General features: G+C 66.0%; 13 protein-coding genes. 7 read left to right on the top strand and 6 right to left on the bottom strand.

The window, feature by feature from the left end:
* Positions 1-92 precede the first annotated feature (92 nt).
* The 4 genes from EDE08_RS15285 to EDE08_RS15300 all read right to left on the bottom strand — a co-directional run bounded on the left by EDE08_RS15285 (position 93) and on the right by EDE08_RS15300 (position 4,455).
* A complete protein-coding gene (locus EDE08_RS15285; RefSeq protein WP_131869635.1) occupies positions 93-1,088 on the bottom strand; it encodes an NAD-dependent epimerase/dehydratase family protein in 996 nt (331 codons plus the stop codon).
* A gap of 69 nt (positions 1,089-1,157) precedes the next feature.
* Positions 1,158-2,228, bottom strand: coding sequence for a hypothetical protein (locus tag EDE08_RS15290; RefSeq protein WP_131869636.1), 1,071 nt, complete (start codon positions 2,226-2,228; stop codon positions 1,158-1,160).
* Between the two features lie 99 nt (positions 2,229-2,327).
* Positions 2,328-3,821 (bottom strand): flavin-containing monooxygenase, encoded by a 1,494-nt coding sequence (locus EDE08_RS15295; protein ID WP_131869637.1) that lies wholly within the window; start codon positions 3,819-3,821, stop codon positions 2,328-2,330.
* Positions 3,822-4,005: 184 nt separating this feature from the next.
* The gene (locus tag EDE08_RS15300; protein WP_024339447.1) at positions 4,006-4,455 is read right to left on the bottom strand and encodes a cupin domain-containing protein; all 450 of its coding nucleotides are present in this window, start codon (positions 4,453-4,455) and stop codon (positions 4,006-4,008) included.
* A gap of 188 nt (positions 4,456-4,643) precedes the next feature.
* Here EDE08_RS15300 and EDE08_RS15305 point away from each other — a divergent pair, with 188 nt between their 5' ends.
* On the top strand, positions 4,644-5,669 hold the full coding sequence (locus EDE08_RS15305; protein ID WP_131869638.1) for an AraC family transcriptional regulator: 1,026 nt from the start codon (positions 4,644-4,646) through the stop codon (positions 5,667-5,669).
* 58 nt (positions 5,670-5,727) lie between these two features.
* Here the strand turns inward: EDE08_RS15305 and EDE08_RS15310 are convergent, their stop codons facing one another.
* The gene (locus EDE08_RS15310) at positions 5,728-6,360 is read right to left on the bottom strand and encodes a cupin domain-containing protein (RefSeq protein ID WP_131869639.1); all 633 of its coding nucleotides are present in this window, start codon (positions 6,358-6,360) and stop codon (positions 5,728-5,730) included.
* A gap of 220 nt (positions 6,361-6,580) precedes the next feature.
* Between EDE08_RS15310 and EDE08_RS15315 the strand changes: the two genes are divergently transcribed.
* From EDE08_RS15315 to EDE08_RS15340, 6 genes are read left to right on the top strand one after another with little or no spacing between them, the layout of a single operon-like run.
* Entirely contained in the window at positions 6,581-8,272 is a 1,692-nt protein-coding gene (locus EDE08_RS15315) for a peptide ABC transporter substrate-binding protein (protein WP_131869640.1), read from the top strand.
* A gap of 27 nt (positions 8,273-8,299) precedes the next feature.
* Positions 8,300-9,250, top strand: coding sequence for an ABC transporter permease (locus tag EDE08_RS15320; protein ID WP_131869641.1), 951 nt, complete (start codon positions 8,300-8,302; stop codon positions 9,248-9,250).
* A 2-nt stretch (positions 9,251-9,252) separates the two neighbouring features.
* The gene (locus tag EDE08_RS15325; protein WP_131869642.1) at positions 9,253-10,128 is read left to right on the top strand and encodes an ABC transporter permease; all 876 of its coding nucleotides are present in this window, start codon (positions 9,253-9,255) and stop codon (positions 10,126-10,128) included.
* Between the two features lie 40 nt (positions 10,129-10,168).
* Complete coding sequence (locus EDE08_RS15330) at positions 10,169-11,497, top strand: NAD(P)/FAD-dependent oxidoreductase (protein WP_131869643.1); 1,329 nt, start codon at positions 10,169-10,171, stop codon at positions 11,495-11,497.
* A 7-nt stretch (positions 11,498-11,504) separates the two neighbouring features.
* Positions 11,505-12,431 (top strand): 2-hydroxyacid dehydrogenase, encoded by a 927-nt coding sequence (locus tag EDE08_RS15335; protein WP_131869644.1) that lies wholly within the window; start codon positions 11,505-11,507, stop codon positions 12,429-12,431.
* Positions 12,432-12,440: 9 nt separating this feature from the next.
* The gene (locus tag EDE08_RS15340) at positions 12,441-14,309 is read left to right on the top strand and encodes an ABC transporter ATP-binding protein (RefSeq protein ID WP_131869645.1); all 1,869 of its coding nucleotides are present in this window, start codon (positions 12,441-12,443) and stop codon (positions 14,307-14,309) included.
* A 6-nt stretch (positions 14,310-14,315) separates the two neighbouring features.
* Here EDE08_RS15340 and EDE08_RS15345 read toward each other — a convergent pair whose 3' ends face one another.
* On the bottom strand, positions 14,316-15,539 hold the full coding sequence (locus EDE08_RS15345; protein ID WP_131869646.1) for a polyhydroxyalkanoate depolymerase: 1,224 nt from the start codon (positions 15,537-15,539) through the stop codon (positions 14,316-14,318).
* Between the last annotated feature and the right edge of the window lie 110 nt (positions 15,540-15,649).

The raw sequence follows: 15,649 nt of genomic DNA on the forward strand, positions 1-15,649 counted from the left end.
AATGACTGGCCGTGGAACACCATAGCCATGGCAGTCCCCGGCCTCGAGTGACCTCATCCATCGGGACGGAATGCTACGTCAGCGCGATGGGGCTAGATCCGGGTCGCAGCCGCCCCTTGCGTATGCCAGGCCGCGAGCACGTCCCGCTCCTCATCGGCGGTAAGCCCGATGACCGGACCGTTGCTGGCGTTGAGCCATTGAAGCGTGTCGCGTGCGGTGACCGTGACCGGTCGCGAGATCAGTCCGGCCGCGCGTGCCGGCGAGGTGTCGCGTGTCAGGAATCCGGCGAAGTCGGGCAGGGGCAGCCACATCGGCAACGATCGCGGGCCTGCCCAGCGCCGCACGTCATGCGTCTCGAGGAAGGCGCGATCGACCCAGGTGAAGGTGCATGATGCGTTCAGCGCCGATGCGCACTCGGCCAGGAATTCGCCGCGCGTGCGAATTGGCCCGATCCCATCATAGATTCCGGTGAGGCGAATCTCTGCCGCATGCACGATCCATTGCGCGAGGTCGCGCACGTCGATGAACTGGACGGCATCCTCCGGCGATCCCGGCGCCAGCACCTCGCCGCCGCGCGCCAGCCGCGCCGGCCAGTAGGCGAACCGCCCGGTCGGGTCTTCCGGCCCGGCGATGAGGCCGGCCCGGCAGATGAAGGCGTCGTTGCCGACCGCTTGTTCGCAGGCGACCTTGGCGGCGCCGTAGATCGCGTCGGTGCTGTGCTCGATCTCCTCTGAACTGGGCTCGCGCAGCGGCGCGGTGTCGGCGCGTTGCCCCGGAATGCGGTTATCCGCATACACACTGATCGTCGATACGAAGGTCCAATGCACGCCCGGCCGCTTCAGCGCGGCGACCGCGCGGCTGACCTGGCCGGGATGACGCGAGACATCGACCACGGCGTCGAATGTCTCGCCCGCAAGCGGCGCAAGACCGTCGGCGACGTCGCGGTCGATTCGCACGAAGCGCGCGCCCGCGGCAATCGGCCCCGCAAGGCCGCGGGCAGCGCAGGTCACGTCATGGCCGGTCGCGCAAGCATGGCTTGCGATCGCACGCCCCAGAAACTGGCTGCCGCCGAGAATGAGAACGCGCATGAACCGGGGTCCCGTGTGGCCGATGAGGTCGCGAGACTACAATCTCCACCGGCGGTTGCAACCGATCCATCAGCGCGGCCTGATCTCCGCATATTTCGCCATCGCGCGCTCGAACTTCCGGTTGAACAGCCACATCGCAGCGAGGATATCGCGGTAGCTTGCCGAGCTGCGCGCCCGGTCGGCCTGTCCGAAGGCAAAGATGCTGTTGTTGCGCAGGTGCTTCATGATCGTGGGGCTGGAGACCCGGTAGTTCAGGAGATCGCCCGATTTGAGCGCCGACCTGGTCGGGGTCGGCACGATCTGGATCAGCTCGAACAGCTTCATCTGGTCGATCGGGTCAGGCAGCGTCTTCACGATTCCAGGGATCTCACGGAACAGGTCAGCGTGCGCGTTCATCAGGCCGTTGCGAACGTTGGTCCAGTGGTTGAAGCGGTGATCGGTGCCGCGGGCCCGGGCCTCTTCCCTGTCGTCGCGCGCACTCAGCCCCGGGTCGATCGCGGCGATGTCGCCCTTGACAGCCTCCCATTTCCGGCGGCCGTTGCGGTCTTCGGACGGGCCGGTCTGGAAGCTGCCCATATAGGTGTTCGAGCGCGCGTTGCGGACGTTCTGCTTGCCATTGGTTTCCGCAAAGAACAGCCCGAGGCTGATGCGGCCCGCAGTCTCGGCATGTCCAGGCGCCAGCCCCTTGGCGCGCGCGATCGCAACGGCGAGATCGACCACGTCCTTGAACGGCGTTGGCGAGTCCTGCGCGCTGGCAGGCGGTGCCTCCATGATGTCGAACAGCTTTCCATATTCGTCGACCAGCGGCTCGATGTCGGCATCGAAATAGGCCGGTGGAATCTCGAACTTGTTGGGACGGCCGATCCGCGACGGCATCGCGTCGGTGAGGTCCTTGTAGCTGCTGATGACGGCGACGCGCGCGAGGTAGAGCGCCTGTCCCGGCAGGTTCGGCAGCGGCTGCTTCGCTTCGATCTGGCGCCGTCGCTCGGCGAGGATGGATTTGAAATCGCCGAGCGCGCGATCATAGGCGGCAAGCGCTTCCGCTTGCCTGGCCGTGAGCGCGCTCTGTCCCATGGCAGGCGCCGCGAGAAGCAGGGCAAGCACGGCGACCATCGCGGCGGCGTGACGTCTTGGTTCCATCGCGTGCTCCCGGGCTGGCCGATTCGGCAGTCGGAATCGTAGGCAATGCGGGCTGGTCTGGCGAGCCGCGAGTTCGGGTCGATGCCAACCCGCCAGCCGTCACGCCGTCACCGGGTACTCCGGCGCGGAAGCCAGGAACTTGGCATATTCATCGGCGTCCGGCGGCGAGAAGCGCCCGGCGAGCCCGCCGCGTTTCTGGTTCTTCGCGCCGATGTCGGCCATCAGCTCGTCGAAATGACGGTAGTGATAGGGCGCGACGCACAGGCCGCCATAGACGCCCGCCGCCGGCCGCTCGACGCGCTTGAAGTGCAGCATCATCTCGATGTTGTCGCGCATCGCCTGCGCCGTCGGCTGGTTGGCGAGCTGGCCGTCGGCATAGCGCACCAGCCAGTTGGCGGCGAGGTCGGCGCAGAGCACGGTGCAGAACGACGAGTTGAAGCCGACGAAACCGAGCTCCGGCAGATCGGGATTGGCGATCAGGCGATAGAGCCGGTATTGCCCGTCGGCATCGACCAGCTTCTGCCTGTAAGCTTCGGGAAGGAACGGCACGCCGAGCTTGTAGCCGATCGCGAGCACCGCGACGTCGGCACCGACGCGCTCGCCGCCGCTCATCACGATGCTGTCGCCTTCATAATGGTCGAAGGTGCCAAACACCGCCTTGATGCGGCCGTCGGCGACCATCGGGTAGAAGCCGGGCGTCGCGATCGGCACCGAGCAGTTGACGCCGTCCTCGATCCGCTCCTTCGGCACCATCTTGCATTGCTTCAGCTTGAGCTGAGCCTTCAACAGGCTCTCCAGCCCGCGCCAATTCGCCCAGACCAGCGGCGCGGCGATGCGATGCGCGAGCCGCGCCATCGGGCCGATGCCCCAGCCCGGAAACATCTCCTCCTGCGCGCGGATGTAGAGGATGCGCTTGAAGTTCACGAGGCCGCCGATGAAATAGGGAATGCGCCAGACCGGCTCGCGCATCACGATCGTCACCTCGCGCGCGCCCGATTTCACCGCGTTCACCGCGATGTCGGTCGCCGACTTCGAGCCGCCGAGCACGACGACGCGGCGTTCCTTCGCCAGCGTCGGATCGCCGTATTTCGACGAGTGCAGGACCTGGCCGCCCTGCGCCAGAAAGCCGTCCTCGCCGGGGCAATGCAGCTCGCGCGGCTCGTTGAACTGCCCGGTGCAGATCGCGACGAAATCGAAATCTTCGCTGGTCGTCGCGCCGTCGCCGTTCTTCAGCGCGAGTGTCCAGCCCGGTCTGCCGTCGGCGCGCCGTTCCATGCCGGCAACCTCGGTGTCGAGCCGCAGCATGCGGTCGAGACCGAAGCTCTTCGCGTAGTCGGCGAGATAGGCGTGGACCTGCGGCCCGGTCGGCCACTCCGGATAGGCCTCCGGCATGGCGCGGTCGGTGTAGCGGTAGAGCTCCTTCGGGCTCTGCGTCTGCACGTCAGGATAGGAGCGCGCCGGCTCCCAGACGCCGCCGAGATCCGAGCTGCGCTCGACGATGGTGACGCGGTGGCCTCGGGTGGAGAATGCTTTCGCGGCGGCAAGGCCGGAGACGCCGGCGCCGATCACGCAGACATGTTTTGGGCTGACCATGGGATTGCTCGATGTGTATGGTGCGCAAGCGGCCACGTTCGGCCGCAAGGCGCGGCCGGCCGAGCTGCAAGCAGATGAAAGTGGACGAGAAGGCGGGTCGCCTCGAGCATGATCCGGAAAAGTGTGTAGCGGTTTTCCGGAAAGATCATGCTCAAACAACAACCTAAAGCGCGATGATCGCGCTTTAGTCGTTGGCCTCGGGCGGCAGGAAGTCGACCTCGTGCAGCGCGGAGATGCGCACGACCTCGGCCGGGTCGGTCAGATTGTGCAGCTGGTTGAACAGCGCCTCCAGCTTCTGCATCGGCGAAACCCAGAACAGCGCGCGGCACGGCTTGTCGGATTTGTTGAAATAGCCGTGGGGGATGCCGCGCGGCATGCGGACCAGGTCGCCGGCATGTGCCTTGACCCATTGGCCGTCGAGCTTGAGGTCGAGCGTGCCTTCCTGCACCAGGATGAACTCATCCTGGGTCGGGTGGATGTGCACCGGCACGAACTGGCCGGGATCGCTGTTGGTCTCGAAAGCGAAGGTGGAGTCGGTGACGGCCTTGGGGAAATAGACCTGGCCCAGGATATTCCAGCTCTTCCCGCCATAGCCCGTGCCGTTTGCAGTAATGCCCTTTTCGAGTGCAGTCATGCTCACCTCCTCATGGATACCGGCGGGGACGGAGCGTCGACCAGCCAGGGGCCGCTTGTCTATCCGCTAAACGAATCCGGATACGGCTGTTGCCATGCAGCACGGGCGATTTCATGGCGCACCCCTTTTCGCGTCTGGTGAACTATTATAGGCTTAAAGCAATTCCGTGACGCGAAGCGTGGTCGACGATGTCCGCAGCCGTGCTGGAAACGAATGCGATGGCGCCCGCAGCCGAGCGGCTTGCGGCCTTCGCCCGCGTCACCACGGATGACGTCGACGAAGCGGCCGAGCAGATCGGGCGAATCTTTTGTCCGCACGATCTCAAGCCGGCGCAGGCGCGGGCGGACGGCTTCTCCGCCCGGCACAATTGCGCTGATTTCGACGGCTTCTCCATCAACTACGTCGCCTATGGCGGATCGGTCGGCATCGATCCCGGCTGCCTCGAGCGCTTCTTCCTGGTGCAGGTCCCGCTTGCGGGCCGCGCCCGCATTCGTGCCGGCGTCAGCGAGCTCGATGTCGCGCCGGACCGGACGGCGTCGCTATTGTCGCCGACCGTCCCGACCCGGATGATCTGGGCTGACTGCGCGCAGGCGATCCTGCTGCTCGACCGCCGCCTGGTCGAGCAGCGCGCAGCGGCGCTGTCGGGCAGGGCGACCGGAGTGGTCGAATTCGATCCCGCGATCGACCTGGACGCGCCGTCCGGGCGGGCCTTGCAGAGCAGCCTCGCCGGGTTGATGACGCTTGCCGAACGTCTCGGGCCGTCAGGCAGCCTTTCGCCGGTCGCGATGGCCGATTGGCGCGAGCTGCTGCTCGATCATCTCCTCAACGGGCAGCGGCATGGCTTGTCGGATGCGATCCGGACGTTCTCAGGACAGGCCGAGCGCCTGCCGCGTGCGCTCCGCGCCGCGCGCGATCATCTGGCGGACAATGCCGGCGAGCCGCTCGATCTCGAGGAGCTCGCCTGCGTGTCCGGCATCGGCATCCGCGCGCTCCAGCTCGGCTTCCGCCGTCACTTCGGCGTGTCCATTTCACAGATGCTGCTCGACATTCGGCTCGCCGGCCTCCACGCGCGCCTCGCGCAGGCCTCCGCCGGCGTCTCCATCACCGACCTCGCCTTCGATCTCGGCTTCACTCATCTCGGCCGAATGGCCGGCGCTTACCGCGAAAAATTCGGCGAGACGCCGTCGGCAACGCTGCGGCGAAGGATGAGCTGAGGCGGGATGAAGTTAGGCTCGCGCGGCGGTCCGTGTCACCAGGAGTGGACGGGGCGCCTCAACCCGCCGGCGGATCGGTCTCGCGCAGCGTCGTCACCCAGATCACGCGCGCCACCTGCTGGGTCGGGTTGTCGAACATGTGCGGCACGATGCTCGGAAAACGAAAGCTGTCGCCGGCTTCCAGTAGGTGGGCCTGGTTGTCGAGCCAGAGCCGCAGGCTGCCCGAGAGAATGTAGCCGGCCTTCTCGCCGGTGTGCTGCAGGAAGTCGGTGCCGGACGAGGCGCCGGGATTGAGCGTGAGCTCGTAGAGCTCGATCTGGCCTTTGCCTTCCGGGGTCAGTGCTTCCTTGACCACGCCGCTGGCGGTGAGCCGCAGCAGCCGCCGGTTCGTCTTGCGCACGATGTAGCGCGGCACGTCGGCGGGATCGCTGCTCTCGAAGAAATAGGAGATGGGAACGTCGAGCGCGATGCTGAGCAGGCGCAGCGTGCGGATCGACGGCATGGCGCGCGCGCGTTCGAGCTGGCTGATCATGCCGGTGGAGAGGCCGGTCTTGTTGGCGACGTCCTGGATCGAGAGGCCGGCGCGCTGCCGCAGCAGCCGCACGGTTTCACCGAGGCGCTGGTCGACCGCATCGTCAGCTTCGATCGCCGGAGCGTCTTTCGTGCCGTTCGTATCGCCGCGACCATCCATGTCGCTCTCCCATGCATCATCTCACCTCGGACCGCATCGGTCTCATGGCTTTAGTACGACTGAAAAGGTTGCGCATACTAGCAATGCGATTGACAGCCGTATTTAGTCATGATGAAATTTTGGCTGAAAAATTAAGAAGCACTAAAGCCCACTCCTGTCCCTTTTGCCGGGGTCTCGGGGGCGCGGGAGACGGTGCCGCGTGCGACAACGGAGAGTGGTCATGGCAGGCGACACCGGCAAGCTCGGCGTTGGGGCACTGCATCTCGGCATTCCGAATCGCCGTCAATTCTTCCAGCTCGGTGCGGGGGCAGCGGCGGGATGGACGCTTTCAGGCAGCGCCTTCGCGCAGACCGAACGACCCGCCAATCCGCCGGACAAACCGCGCGGCCAGGTGATCGCGGCGCTGTCGCAGGAGCCGACCGTCTTCCATCCCTTGATGCCCGGCATTGAGGTCGACCAGGGCATCTGGTGGCAGGTGTTCTCGCCGCTCTGGTACATCGAGCCGAACGGCAAGTTCGTCCCCGACCTCGCCCGCGAAGTCCCGACCATCGAGAATGGCGGCCTCTCGGCCGACGGCCTGACCTGGAAGATCAAGCTCCGCAGCGACGTGAAGTGGCACGACGGCACGCCGTTCACCGCGGAGGATGTCAAATTCTCCATCGAGCTGATCAACAATCCCGCTTTCCGGGCGCGCAGCCGGGTCGGCCATAGCCTCGTCAAGGACATCACCGTCGTGGCGCCCGACGAGATCCATTGGCGAATGGAAGCGCCCTATTCGCCGTATATGTCGATCCTGGCGTCGTTCACCTTCATCGTGCCCAAGCACATTCTGGAGAAGGTGTCCGATCCGAATGCCTCACCGTTCCACAATGCGCCTGTCGGAACCGGCCCGTTTCGCTGGGGCGAGCGTGTGCCCGGCGACCATATCCAGTTGAACGCCCACACCGGCTATCATGGCAAGGGGCCGTACCTCGAACGCGTGGTCTTCAAATACATTCCTGATCTCACCGTGCTCTACACTCAGTTCCGCACCGGTCAGGTCGACTACACGGGCCTGCAAGGCATCCTGCCGAACTTCGTGCAGGAGGCAAAGACGCTGAAGGGCCGCAAGATCTTCGTCTCTTCGACCTCCTCGGTAGAGCATATCGCGCCGAACCTGGATTTTGGCCCCTTCACTGATCGCGCCGTGCGCGAGGCGCTCTATCTCGCAATCAACAAGCAGGCGATCATCGACGCGCTGAATTACGGCCTGCCGACGCTGACCGAGAGCTTCGTGCCGCAGCAGGCCTGGCCGTTCCAGCAAGGTCTGCCGCAGCACAAATACGATCCCGCCAAGGCCAACGCGCTGCTCGATGCGGCCGGATGGGTTCGCGGCTCCGGCGGCGTGCGCGAAAAGGGCGGCGTCAAGCTCGAATTCACCAATTCGACGACATCGGGCAATGCGGTGCGCGAGCAGACCCAGCAGCTTCTGATCCAGGACTGGCGCGCGATCGGCGCTGCGATGCGCGTCAACAACATGCCGGCGGCGGTGATCTGGGGCGAGTTCTGGCAGCAGTCGAAGTTCAACTCGGTGCTGGTGTCGGTGAACTTCATGCTCGGCAGCGACCCCGACGTGACGCCGCGCTTCGGCTCCGGCGCCATTCCCGCCAAGGGCGGCCGCGGCTACAACACTTATCAGTACCAGAGCGCGGAGGCCGACCGGCTGTTGTCTCAAGGTGCCAAGCAATTCGACCTGGCGCAACGCAAGGCGACCTATGGCGAGCTGCAAAAGCTGATCCGCAACGACCTCGCCATCCTGCCGCTGTTCCAGGGCTTCATCGCCGAGGGCATCAAGGAGGGGCTGCAAGGCTTCCGTCCCAACATCAACATGTCGATCAACAGCTGGAACATGCGCGAATGGTATTGGGCGTGATGCGTCCAATCCGCTGGATTGCCTGAGATGGCCCGCTACGTCGTCAATCGCCTGGCACAGGCGATCATGTTGCTCGTGATCGTCTCGGGAATCGGCTTTGCCATCCTGCATCTGGCGCCGGGCGGTCCGCTGTCGCAGTTTGCCGTCTCCGGGCAGATGACGCAGGAGGATCTCGACCGCGTCACCAGGCAGCTCGGTCTCGATCGGCCGCTGCCGGTCCAATATCTCGACTGGTTCGGGCGCATGGTACGAGGCGATTGGGGTCGCTCCTATCGCGACGGCGAGGCGGTGCTGTCGGTGATTTCCTCGCATCTCGGCGCTACGCTGGAGCTGATGGCGACGGCGACCATCATCGCGGTGCTGCTCGGCTGCTGGATCGGCATCCTGGGCGCGCTGCGCCGCTACTCGCTGTTCGATACGCTCGCCACCGTCGGCGCCATGATCGCGCTGTCGATCCCGACCTTCTGGTTCGGCCTCGTCACCATCTATGTCTTCTCCGTGAAGCTCGGCTGGCTGCCGGCCGGCAACAGACAGACCATCGGCGACGGCTCCTTCCTCGACCTGCTGCATCATCTGATCGCGCCGGCCATGGTGCTGGCGCTGGTCGAAACAGCGATGTGGGGCCGTTTTATGCGCTCCTCGATGCTCGAGGTCATCAACCAGGACTACATCCGCACCGCGCGCGCCAAGGGCATGCCGGAATGGCGCATTCTCACGGTGCACGCGCTTCGCAACGCGCTGCTGCCGATGATCACGGTGGCGGGCTTGCAGTTTCCGACGCTGCTCGGCGGCGCGCTGGTCGCCGAGACCGTGTTCACCTGGCCCGGCATGGGTCGGCTGTTCCTCGATTCCATCGGCTATCGCGACTATCCCGTGGTGATGGGCATCCTGATGTTCTCGGCGACCATGGTGCTGATCGGCTCCCTGCTCGCCGACATCCTCTATGCCGTCGTCGATCCGCGCATCCGGGTGGGCTAGCGATGACGGCTGCGACCATCTCCACCGTTCAGCTCGCGCCCGGCCAGGCCGCGTGGCGTCGCTTTCGTCGCCACCGGCTCGCCCTCGCGGGCGCGGTGATCATTCTCGTTCTCGTCCTCGGGTCGGCGTTCGGCCCCTATCTGCTGCCGTTCGACGACACCTATATCGACATCATGAAGCGGTTCGCGCCGCCGCTCTCGGGCGCACACATCCTCGGCACCGACGAGCTCGGCCGCGACGTGTTGGCGCGTCTGATGATGGGCGGTCGCGTCTCGCTCTCGATCGGCATCGTCGCGATGGTGATCGCGATGGCGGTCGGAATTGCCGTCGGCGCCTTCGCCGGCTTCTATGGCGGCGTGGTCGGTGCGGTCCTGATGCGGCTCGTCGATGCCGTGCTGTGCTTTCCGACCATCTTCCTCCTGCTGGCGCTGGCCGCGCTCACCGAGCCCGGCCTCGTCACCACCACCGTGCTGATCGCGGCGACGGCCTGGATGGCCGTCGCTCGCGTCGTCGAGGCCCAGGTGCGGTCGTTGCGGGAACGCGAGTTCGCGGTCGCCGCGCTCGCCTTCGGCTCGTCGAACCTGCGGATCATGTTCCGCGAGCTCGTGCCCAACGCGATCGCACCGATCGTGGTGGCGGCGACGCTGAACGTCGCGAAAGCGATCCTGCTCGAATCCTATGTCAGCTATCTCGGCTACGGCATCCAGCCGCCGGCCGCGAGCTGGGGCAACATGCTCAACAACGCGCAGATCTATCTCACCAGCGCGCCCTGGCTCGCGATCGCGCCGGGCCTCGCCATCACGCTCGCGGTGACCAGTTTCAACTTTCTCGGTGACGGCCTGCGCGACGCGCTCGACCCGCGAATGAACATCCCATGACGAGCAAGACCTCGATCGAACTGAACTCCAGGAGTGCCCCATGTCCCCGCCGCTCAACCGTATCAACAGCGACGAACGCTTGCCGCAGCAGGTGGATATCGTCGTCATCGGCGGCGGCGTCATCGGCGTCTCCGCGGCTTATCATCTCGCGAAGAAGGGCCATTCGGTCGCACTGGTCGAGAAGGGCCATGTCGGCGGCGAGCAGTCCAGCCGCAATTGGGGCTGGTGCCGGCAGCAGGGCCGCGCCCGCGAGGAGATTCCGCTGGCGCGCGAGGCGCTGCTTCTGTGGGAAGACATGCAGAACGATGCGGGCGTCGATGCCGGCTTCCGCCGCACCGGCGTCCTGTTCCTGACCAAGAGCAAGGACGAGCTCGCAAGCTGGGAGCGCTGGGCCGCGGTCGCGCGCGAGATGCAGGTCCACTCTACCGTCCTGACGCCGGCCGAGGTCGCCGAGCGCATGCCTGACAATGCCGACACATGGGTCGGCGGCCTGCACACGCCGAGCGACGGCCGCGCCGAACCGTCGATGGCCGTCCCCGCGCTCGCCACCGCCGCGCGAAAACACGGCGTCACCATCCATCAGGGCTGCGCCGCGCGCGGGCTGGAGACGACCGGCGGGCGAGTCAGCGCGGTCGTCACCGAGAAGGGCACGATCCGCACCCAATCCGTGCTGCTGTCGGGAGGCGCTTGGTCGTCGCTGTTCTGCCGTCGTCACGGCATCGAGCTGCCGATCGGTCTCGTCAACGCCACCGCGTGCCGGACCACGCCGGGGCCGGAGATCACGTCGGGCGCGCTCGGCACCGATTTCTACTGCATCCGTCGCCGCCTCGACGGCGGCTTCACGCTGGCGCTGCGCAACCGCGGCACGGTCGAGCTGTCGCCGGACCTGTTCCGTTACGCACGCACGTTCTGGCCGACCTATCAGCACCGCAAGAACGGATTGAAACTCTCATTCGGCAAGTCGTTCTTCGATCAGATTATGCGCGGCACCAGCTGGAGTTTCGACAAGCCATCGCCGTTCGAGGCCGAACGCGTGCGCGATCCCGCGCCCGACATGTCGCTCGTCAACTCGGCGCTGGCGGCGCTGATCAAGTCCAATCCCGAGCTGAAGGACATCGAGATCGCGGAAGCCTGGGGCGGCACGATCGACTGCACGCCGGACACCATTCCCGTGATCTCGCCGGTCGATGCGCTGCCGGGCTTCTTCCTCGCCACCGGCTTCTCCGGCCATGGCTTCGGCATCGGCCCTGCGGCCGGCAAGCTTGCGGCCGACCTCGTGACGGGCGCGACGCCGCTGGTCGATCCCGCCGCCTACAGCCACAAGCGCATGATCGACGGCCGTCGGCTCGCGCCGGTCAGCCCGTTCTGAGCGCGGCATGACGGTTCTCTACAAGGCCAACATGGTGCGCGGTGCCGAATGGGCGCGCTTCTTCGCGGAGCGCGCCCCCGACGTGCCGTTCCGGCTCTGGCCCGGCATCGGCAATCCCGCCGACGTCCGCTATCTGGTGGCGTGGGTGCCGCCGGATGACATCGCGACGACCTTTCCCAATCTCGAACTGGTCTTCTCGGTCGGCGCGGGCGTCGATCAGTTCGATACGACGAAAGTGCCGGCGCACATTCCGCTGGTCCGCATGCTGGAGCCCGGCATCGCCGAGACCATGGTCGAATACGTCACCATGGCCGTGCTCGCGCTGCATCGCGATCTCCTGGATTTCATCGACCAGCAGAAGCAGCAGGTCTGGCGCGAGATCCGGATCACGCCGGCGAAGCGGCGGCGTGTCGGCGTGATGGGACTGGGCCAGCTCGGCCAGGCCGTGCTCGAACGTCTCAAGGCGTTCGGCTTTCCGCTATCGGGCTGGAATCGTTCGCCGCGCGAGATCGAAGGCGTCACCTGTTACGCGGGCACTGATTCTTTGCCGGAGTTTCTCGCGCAGACCGACATTCTCGTCTGCCTGCTGCCGCTGACGGACGAGACGCGCGGCATTCTCAATGCCGACCTGTTCGCGCGGCTGCCGCGCGGGGCAGGGCTCGTCAATGTCGGCCGTGGCCCACATCTCGTCGAGGCCGATTTCCTTGCTGCCCTCGACAGCGGCGCGCTGTCCGGCGCGGTGCTCGACGTCGCCGATCCCGAACCGCTGCCTGTAGGCCACCCGTTCTGGAGCCATCCGCGCATCCTGCTGACGCCGCACAATGCCAGCATGACGACGCCCGATACGGCGGTCGATTTCGTGCTCGACGTCATCGCCCGTCATCGTCGCGGCGAGGAGCTGCCGGGGCTTGTTGATCGCACGCGCGGCTATTAGGGCAATCGCATGAGCATCGGCACAAAAAGATCTGATCAGGCCGTTGCCAACACGCAGGCCCCCGTGCTCTCGGTCGCCGGCCTCACCACCTCCTTCATGCTCGAGCGGCGATGGATCCCGGTCGTCCGCAACGTCTCGTTCGACATCGCAGCCCGAGAGACCGTCGCCATCGTCGGCGAGTCCGGCTCGGGCAAGAGCGTCACTGCGCTCTCGATCATGCGGCTGATTCCGCAGGAGATCGGTCGCGTCGAGGGCCGCGTCATGTTGGCCGGACGGGATCTGCTCGCGCTGCCCGAGGCGAGCATGACCAGCATTCGCGGCAATGACGTCGCCATGATCTTCCAGGAGCCGATGACGAGCCTCAATCCGGTGCTCACCATCGGCTTCCAGATCGCCGAGGCGCTGATCCAGCATCGCGGCCTGTCGCGCGCGGCGGCCGAGGCGGAAACCATCCGCCTGCTCGATCGCGTCCGCATCCCCGCGGCGACATCCCGCTTCCACGAACATCCGCATCGCTTCTCCGGCGGCATGCGCCAACGCGTGATGATCGCGATGGCGCTGGCCTGCAGACCGAAGCTCCTGATCGCGGACGAGCCGACCACCGCACTCGACGTCACCATCCAGGCCCAGATCCTCGAGCTCTTGAAGGAGCTGCAGCAGGAGGAGGGGATGTCGATCCTCTTCATCACCCATGACATGGGTGTGGTCGCCGAGATCGCGGACCGCACCGTGGTGATGTATGGCGGGCAGGCGGTGGAGACGGACGCCACCGCCCGCATCTTCGCCGCGCCTCTCCATCCCTATACACGCGCGCTGCTCGCGGCCGTGCCGCGGCTCGGTTCGATGGACGGGCGGACGCGGCCGATGCGCTTTCCGATCGTCGACAAGGTGACCGGCACATCGGACGAGCCGGCCGAGACGCCCGATACGGTCTCACCCACCGAGCGGCCTTTGCTCGAGGTCTCAAACCTCACCACGCGTTTCCCCATCCGCTCGGGCCTGTTCGGCAAGGTCTCGGGCCGGGTCCACGCGGTCGAGAACATCTCCTTCACCTTGCGCGCCGGCGAGACGCTGGCGCTGGTCGGCGAATCCGGCTGCGGCAAGTCGACGACGGGGCGCTCCATCCTGAGGCTGCTCGAGCCGGACAGCGGGACGGTCCTGGTCGACGGCGAGAACGTGCTGGCCATGAACGGCCGGGCCTTACGCGATTTTCGCAAGCAGATGCAGATCGTGTTCCAGGACCCGTTCGCGAGCCTCAATCCGCGCATGTCGGTGGGAACGGCGATCGCTGCGCCCTTGCTCGCCAACGGCCTTGCCACGGCAGCTCAGGCCCGCGACAAGGTCGCCGACCTGCTCGTCCGCGTCGGCCTGACCGCCGACATGGCGGCGCGCTTCCCGCACGAGTTCTCCGGCGGACAGCGCCAGCGCATCTGCATCGCGCGTGCGCTCGCGCTCGGGCCGAAGCTGATCGTCGCGGATGAAGCCGTCTCCGCGCTCGACGTCTCGGTCAAGGCGCAGGTCGTCAACCTGATGCTCGACCTCCAGGCCAGCATGGGCCTCGCCTATCTCTTCATCTCCCACGACATCGCGGTGGTCGAGCGCATGAGCCATCGCGTCGCGGTGATGTATCTCGGCGAGATCGTCGAGATCGGCCCGCGCGCTGCGGTGTTCGGCAATCCGCAGCATCCCTACACGAAGAAGTTGATGGCCGCCGTGCCGGTGCCCGATCCGTCGCGTCGCGGCGTCCGGCGCGAGGCCTCGAACGACGAGATCAGAAGCCCGGTGCGCCCGCCGGAGCACCAGCCGCCTCGCCGGCAATATCGCGAGGTCTCGCCCGGCCACGTCGTGCAGGTCTGGGGCGAGGAATGGTCGGCCTGAGGCGCCTCACGAATTGACGTGCACGAAATCACGCAGCAGCGGGTAGATCTCGTTGTTCCAGCGCTTGCCGGAGAACACGCCGTAATGGCCGACGCCGGCCTGCATGTGGTGGACGCGCCGATAGGCGCGTACGCCGGTGCAGAGGTCTTGCGCGGCGAGCGTCTGGCCGATCGAGCAGATGTCGTCCTTCTCGCCCTCGACCGTCATCAGGCCCATGCGGCTGACGGCCTTGGTGTTCACCGGGCGGCCGCGGTGCATCAGTTTGCCCTGCGGCAGCAGGTGCTCCTGGAACACATCGCGCACGGTCTCGATGTAGAACTCCGCCGGCAGGTCCATCACGGCGAAATATTCGTCGTAGAAGGTCTTGATGGTCGCCGCCTTCTCCTTCTCGCCCTTGGCGATGTGGTTGGCGAGATCCATGTGCTGCTTGATGTGGCGCTCGAGATTCATCGAGACGAAAGCGGTGAGCTGCACGAAGCCGGGATAGACCTTGCGCAGCGCGCCGCGGCACTGCACCGGCACGTAGTTGATCAGGTTCTGCTCGAACCAGTCGATCGGCCGGCTCTTGGCGAACTCGTTGACCCGGGTCGGCTGAATGCGTGTGTCGATCGGCCCCGCCATCAGCGTCAGCGTCGCCGGGCGTGACGGATGGTTGCCCTCGCACATCACGGCGGCGGCCGCGAGCGCCGAGACCGACGGCTGGCAGATCGCCACCATGTGCGGGCGCGGACCGAGCTGGCCCAGGAAGTCGATGAGATGATCGGTGTAGTCGTCGAGCCCGAAGCGGCCCTCGCTGCGCGGGATGTCGCGCGGATTGTGCCAGTCGGTGATGTAGACGTCGTGGTCCTGCAGCAGCGTCTTCACGGTGCCGCGCAAGAGCGTCGCGAAATGGCCGGACATCGGCGCCACCAGCAGCATGCGCGGCTGCTCCGCCACGCCGTGTTTCTTGAAGTGCAGCAGCGAGCCGAACGGCGTCGCGTAGGCGATCTCCTCGGTCACGGCGATCTCGCGGTTGCCGACCATGACACTGTCGATGCCGTAGGCCGGCCGGTCATAGGTCAGAGTGGAGCGCGAGATCAGCTCCAGCGCGGCCGACAGCCGGCCGACGACCTGATCCGACCTGCCCTGCGGCACCAGATTGAGGAATTTGAGTGCCGATGAAGCCCCTGCGCGCCATGGCGCCGTCAGGTCCATGTGGTTTTGAAAGGCCTGATAAAACATTGACATCATGCTGAAACGCCCATCCCGTCCCGTGCTGCCATGCAATAAGGACGCCAGACGGCAGTCCGGGTCGCCGCTGAATTGGCACGTCGCTTGCTGCGCATGACACGGGAAGCACA

The organism is Bradyrhizobium sp. R2.2-H (assembly GCF_004346455.1).
In the GTDB taxonomy this organism is placed as follows: domain Bacteria; phylum Pseudomonadota; class Alphaproteobacteria; order Rhizobiales; family Xanthobacteraceae; genus Bradyrhizobium; species Bradyrhizobium diversitatis.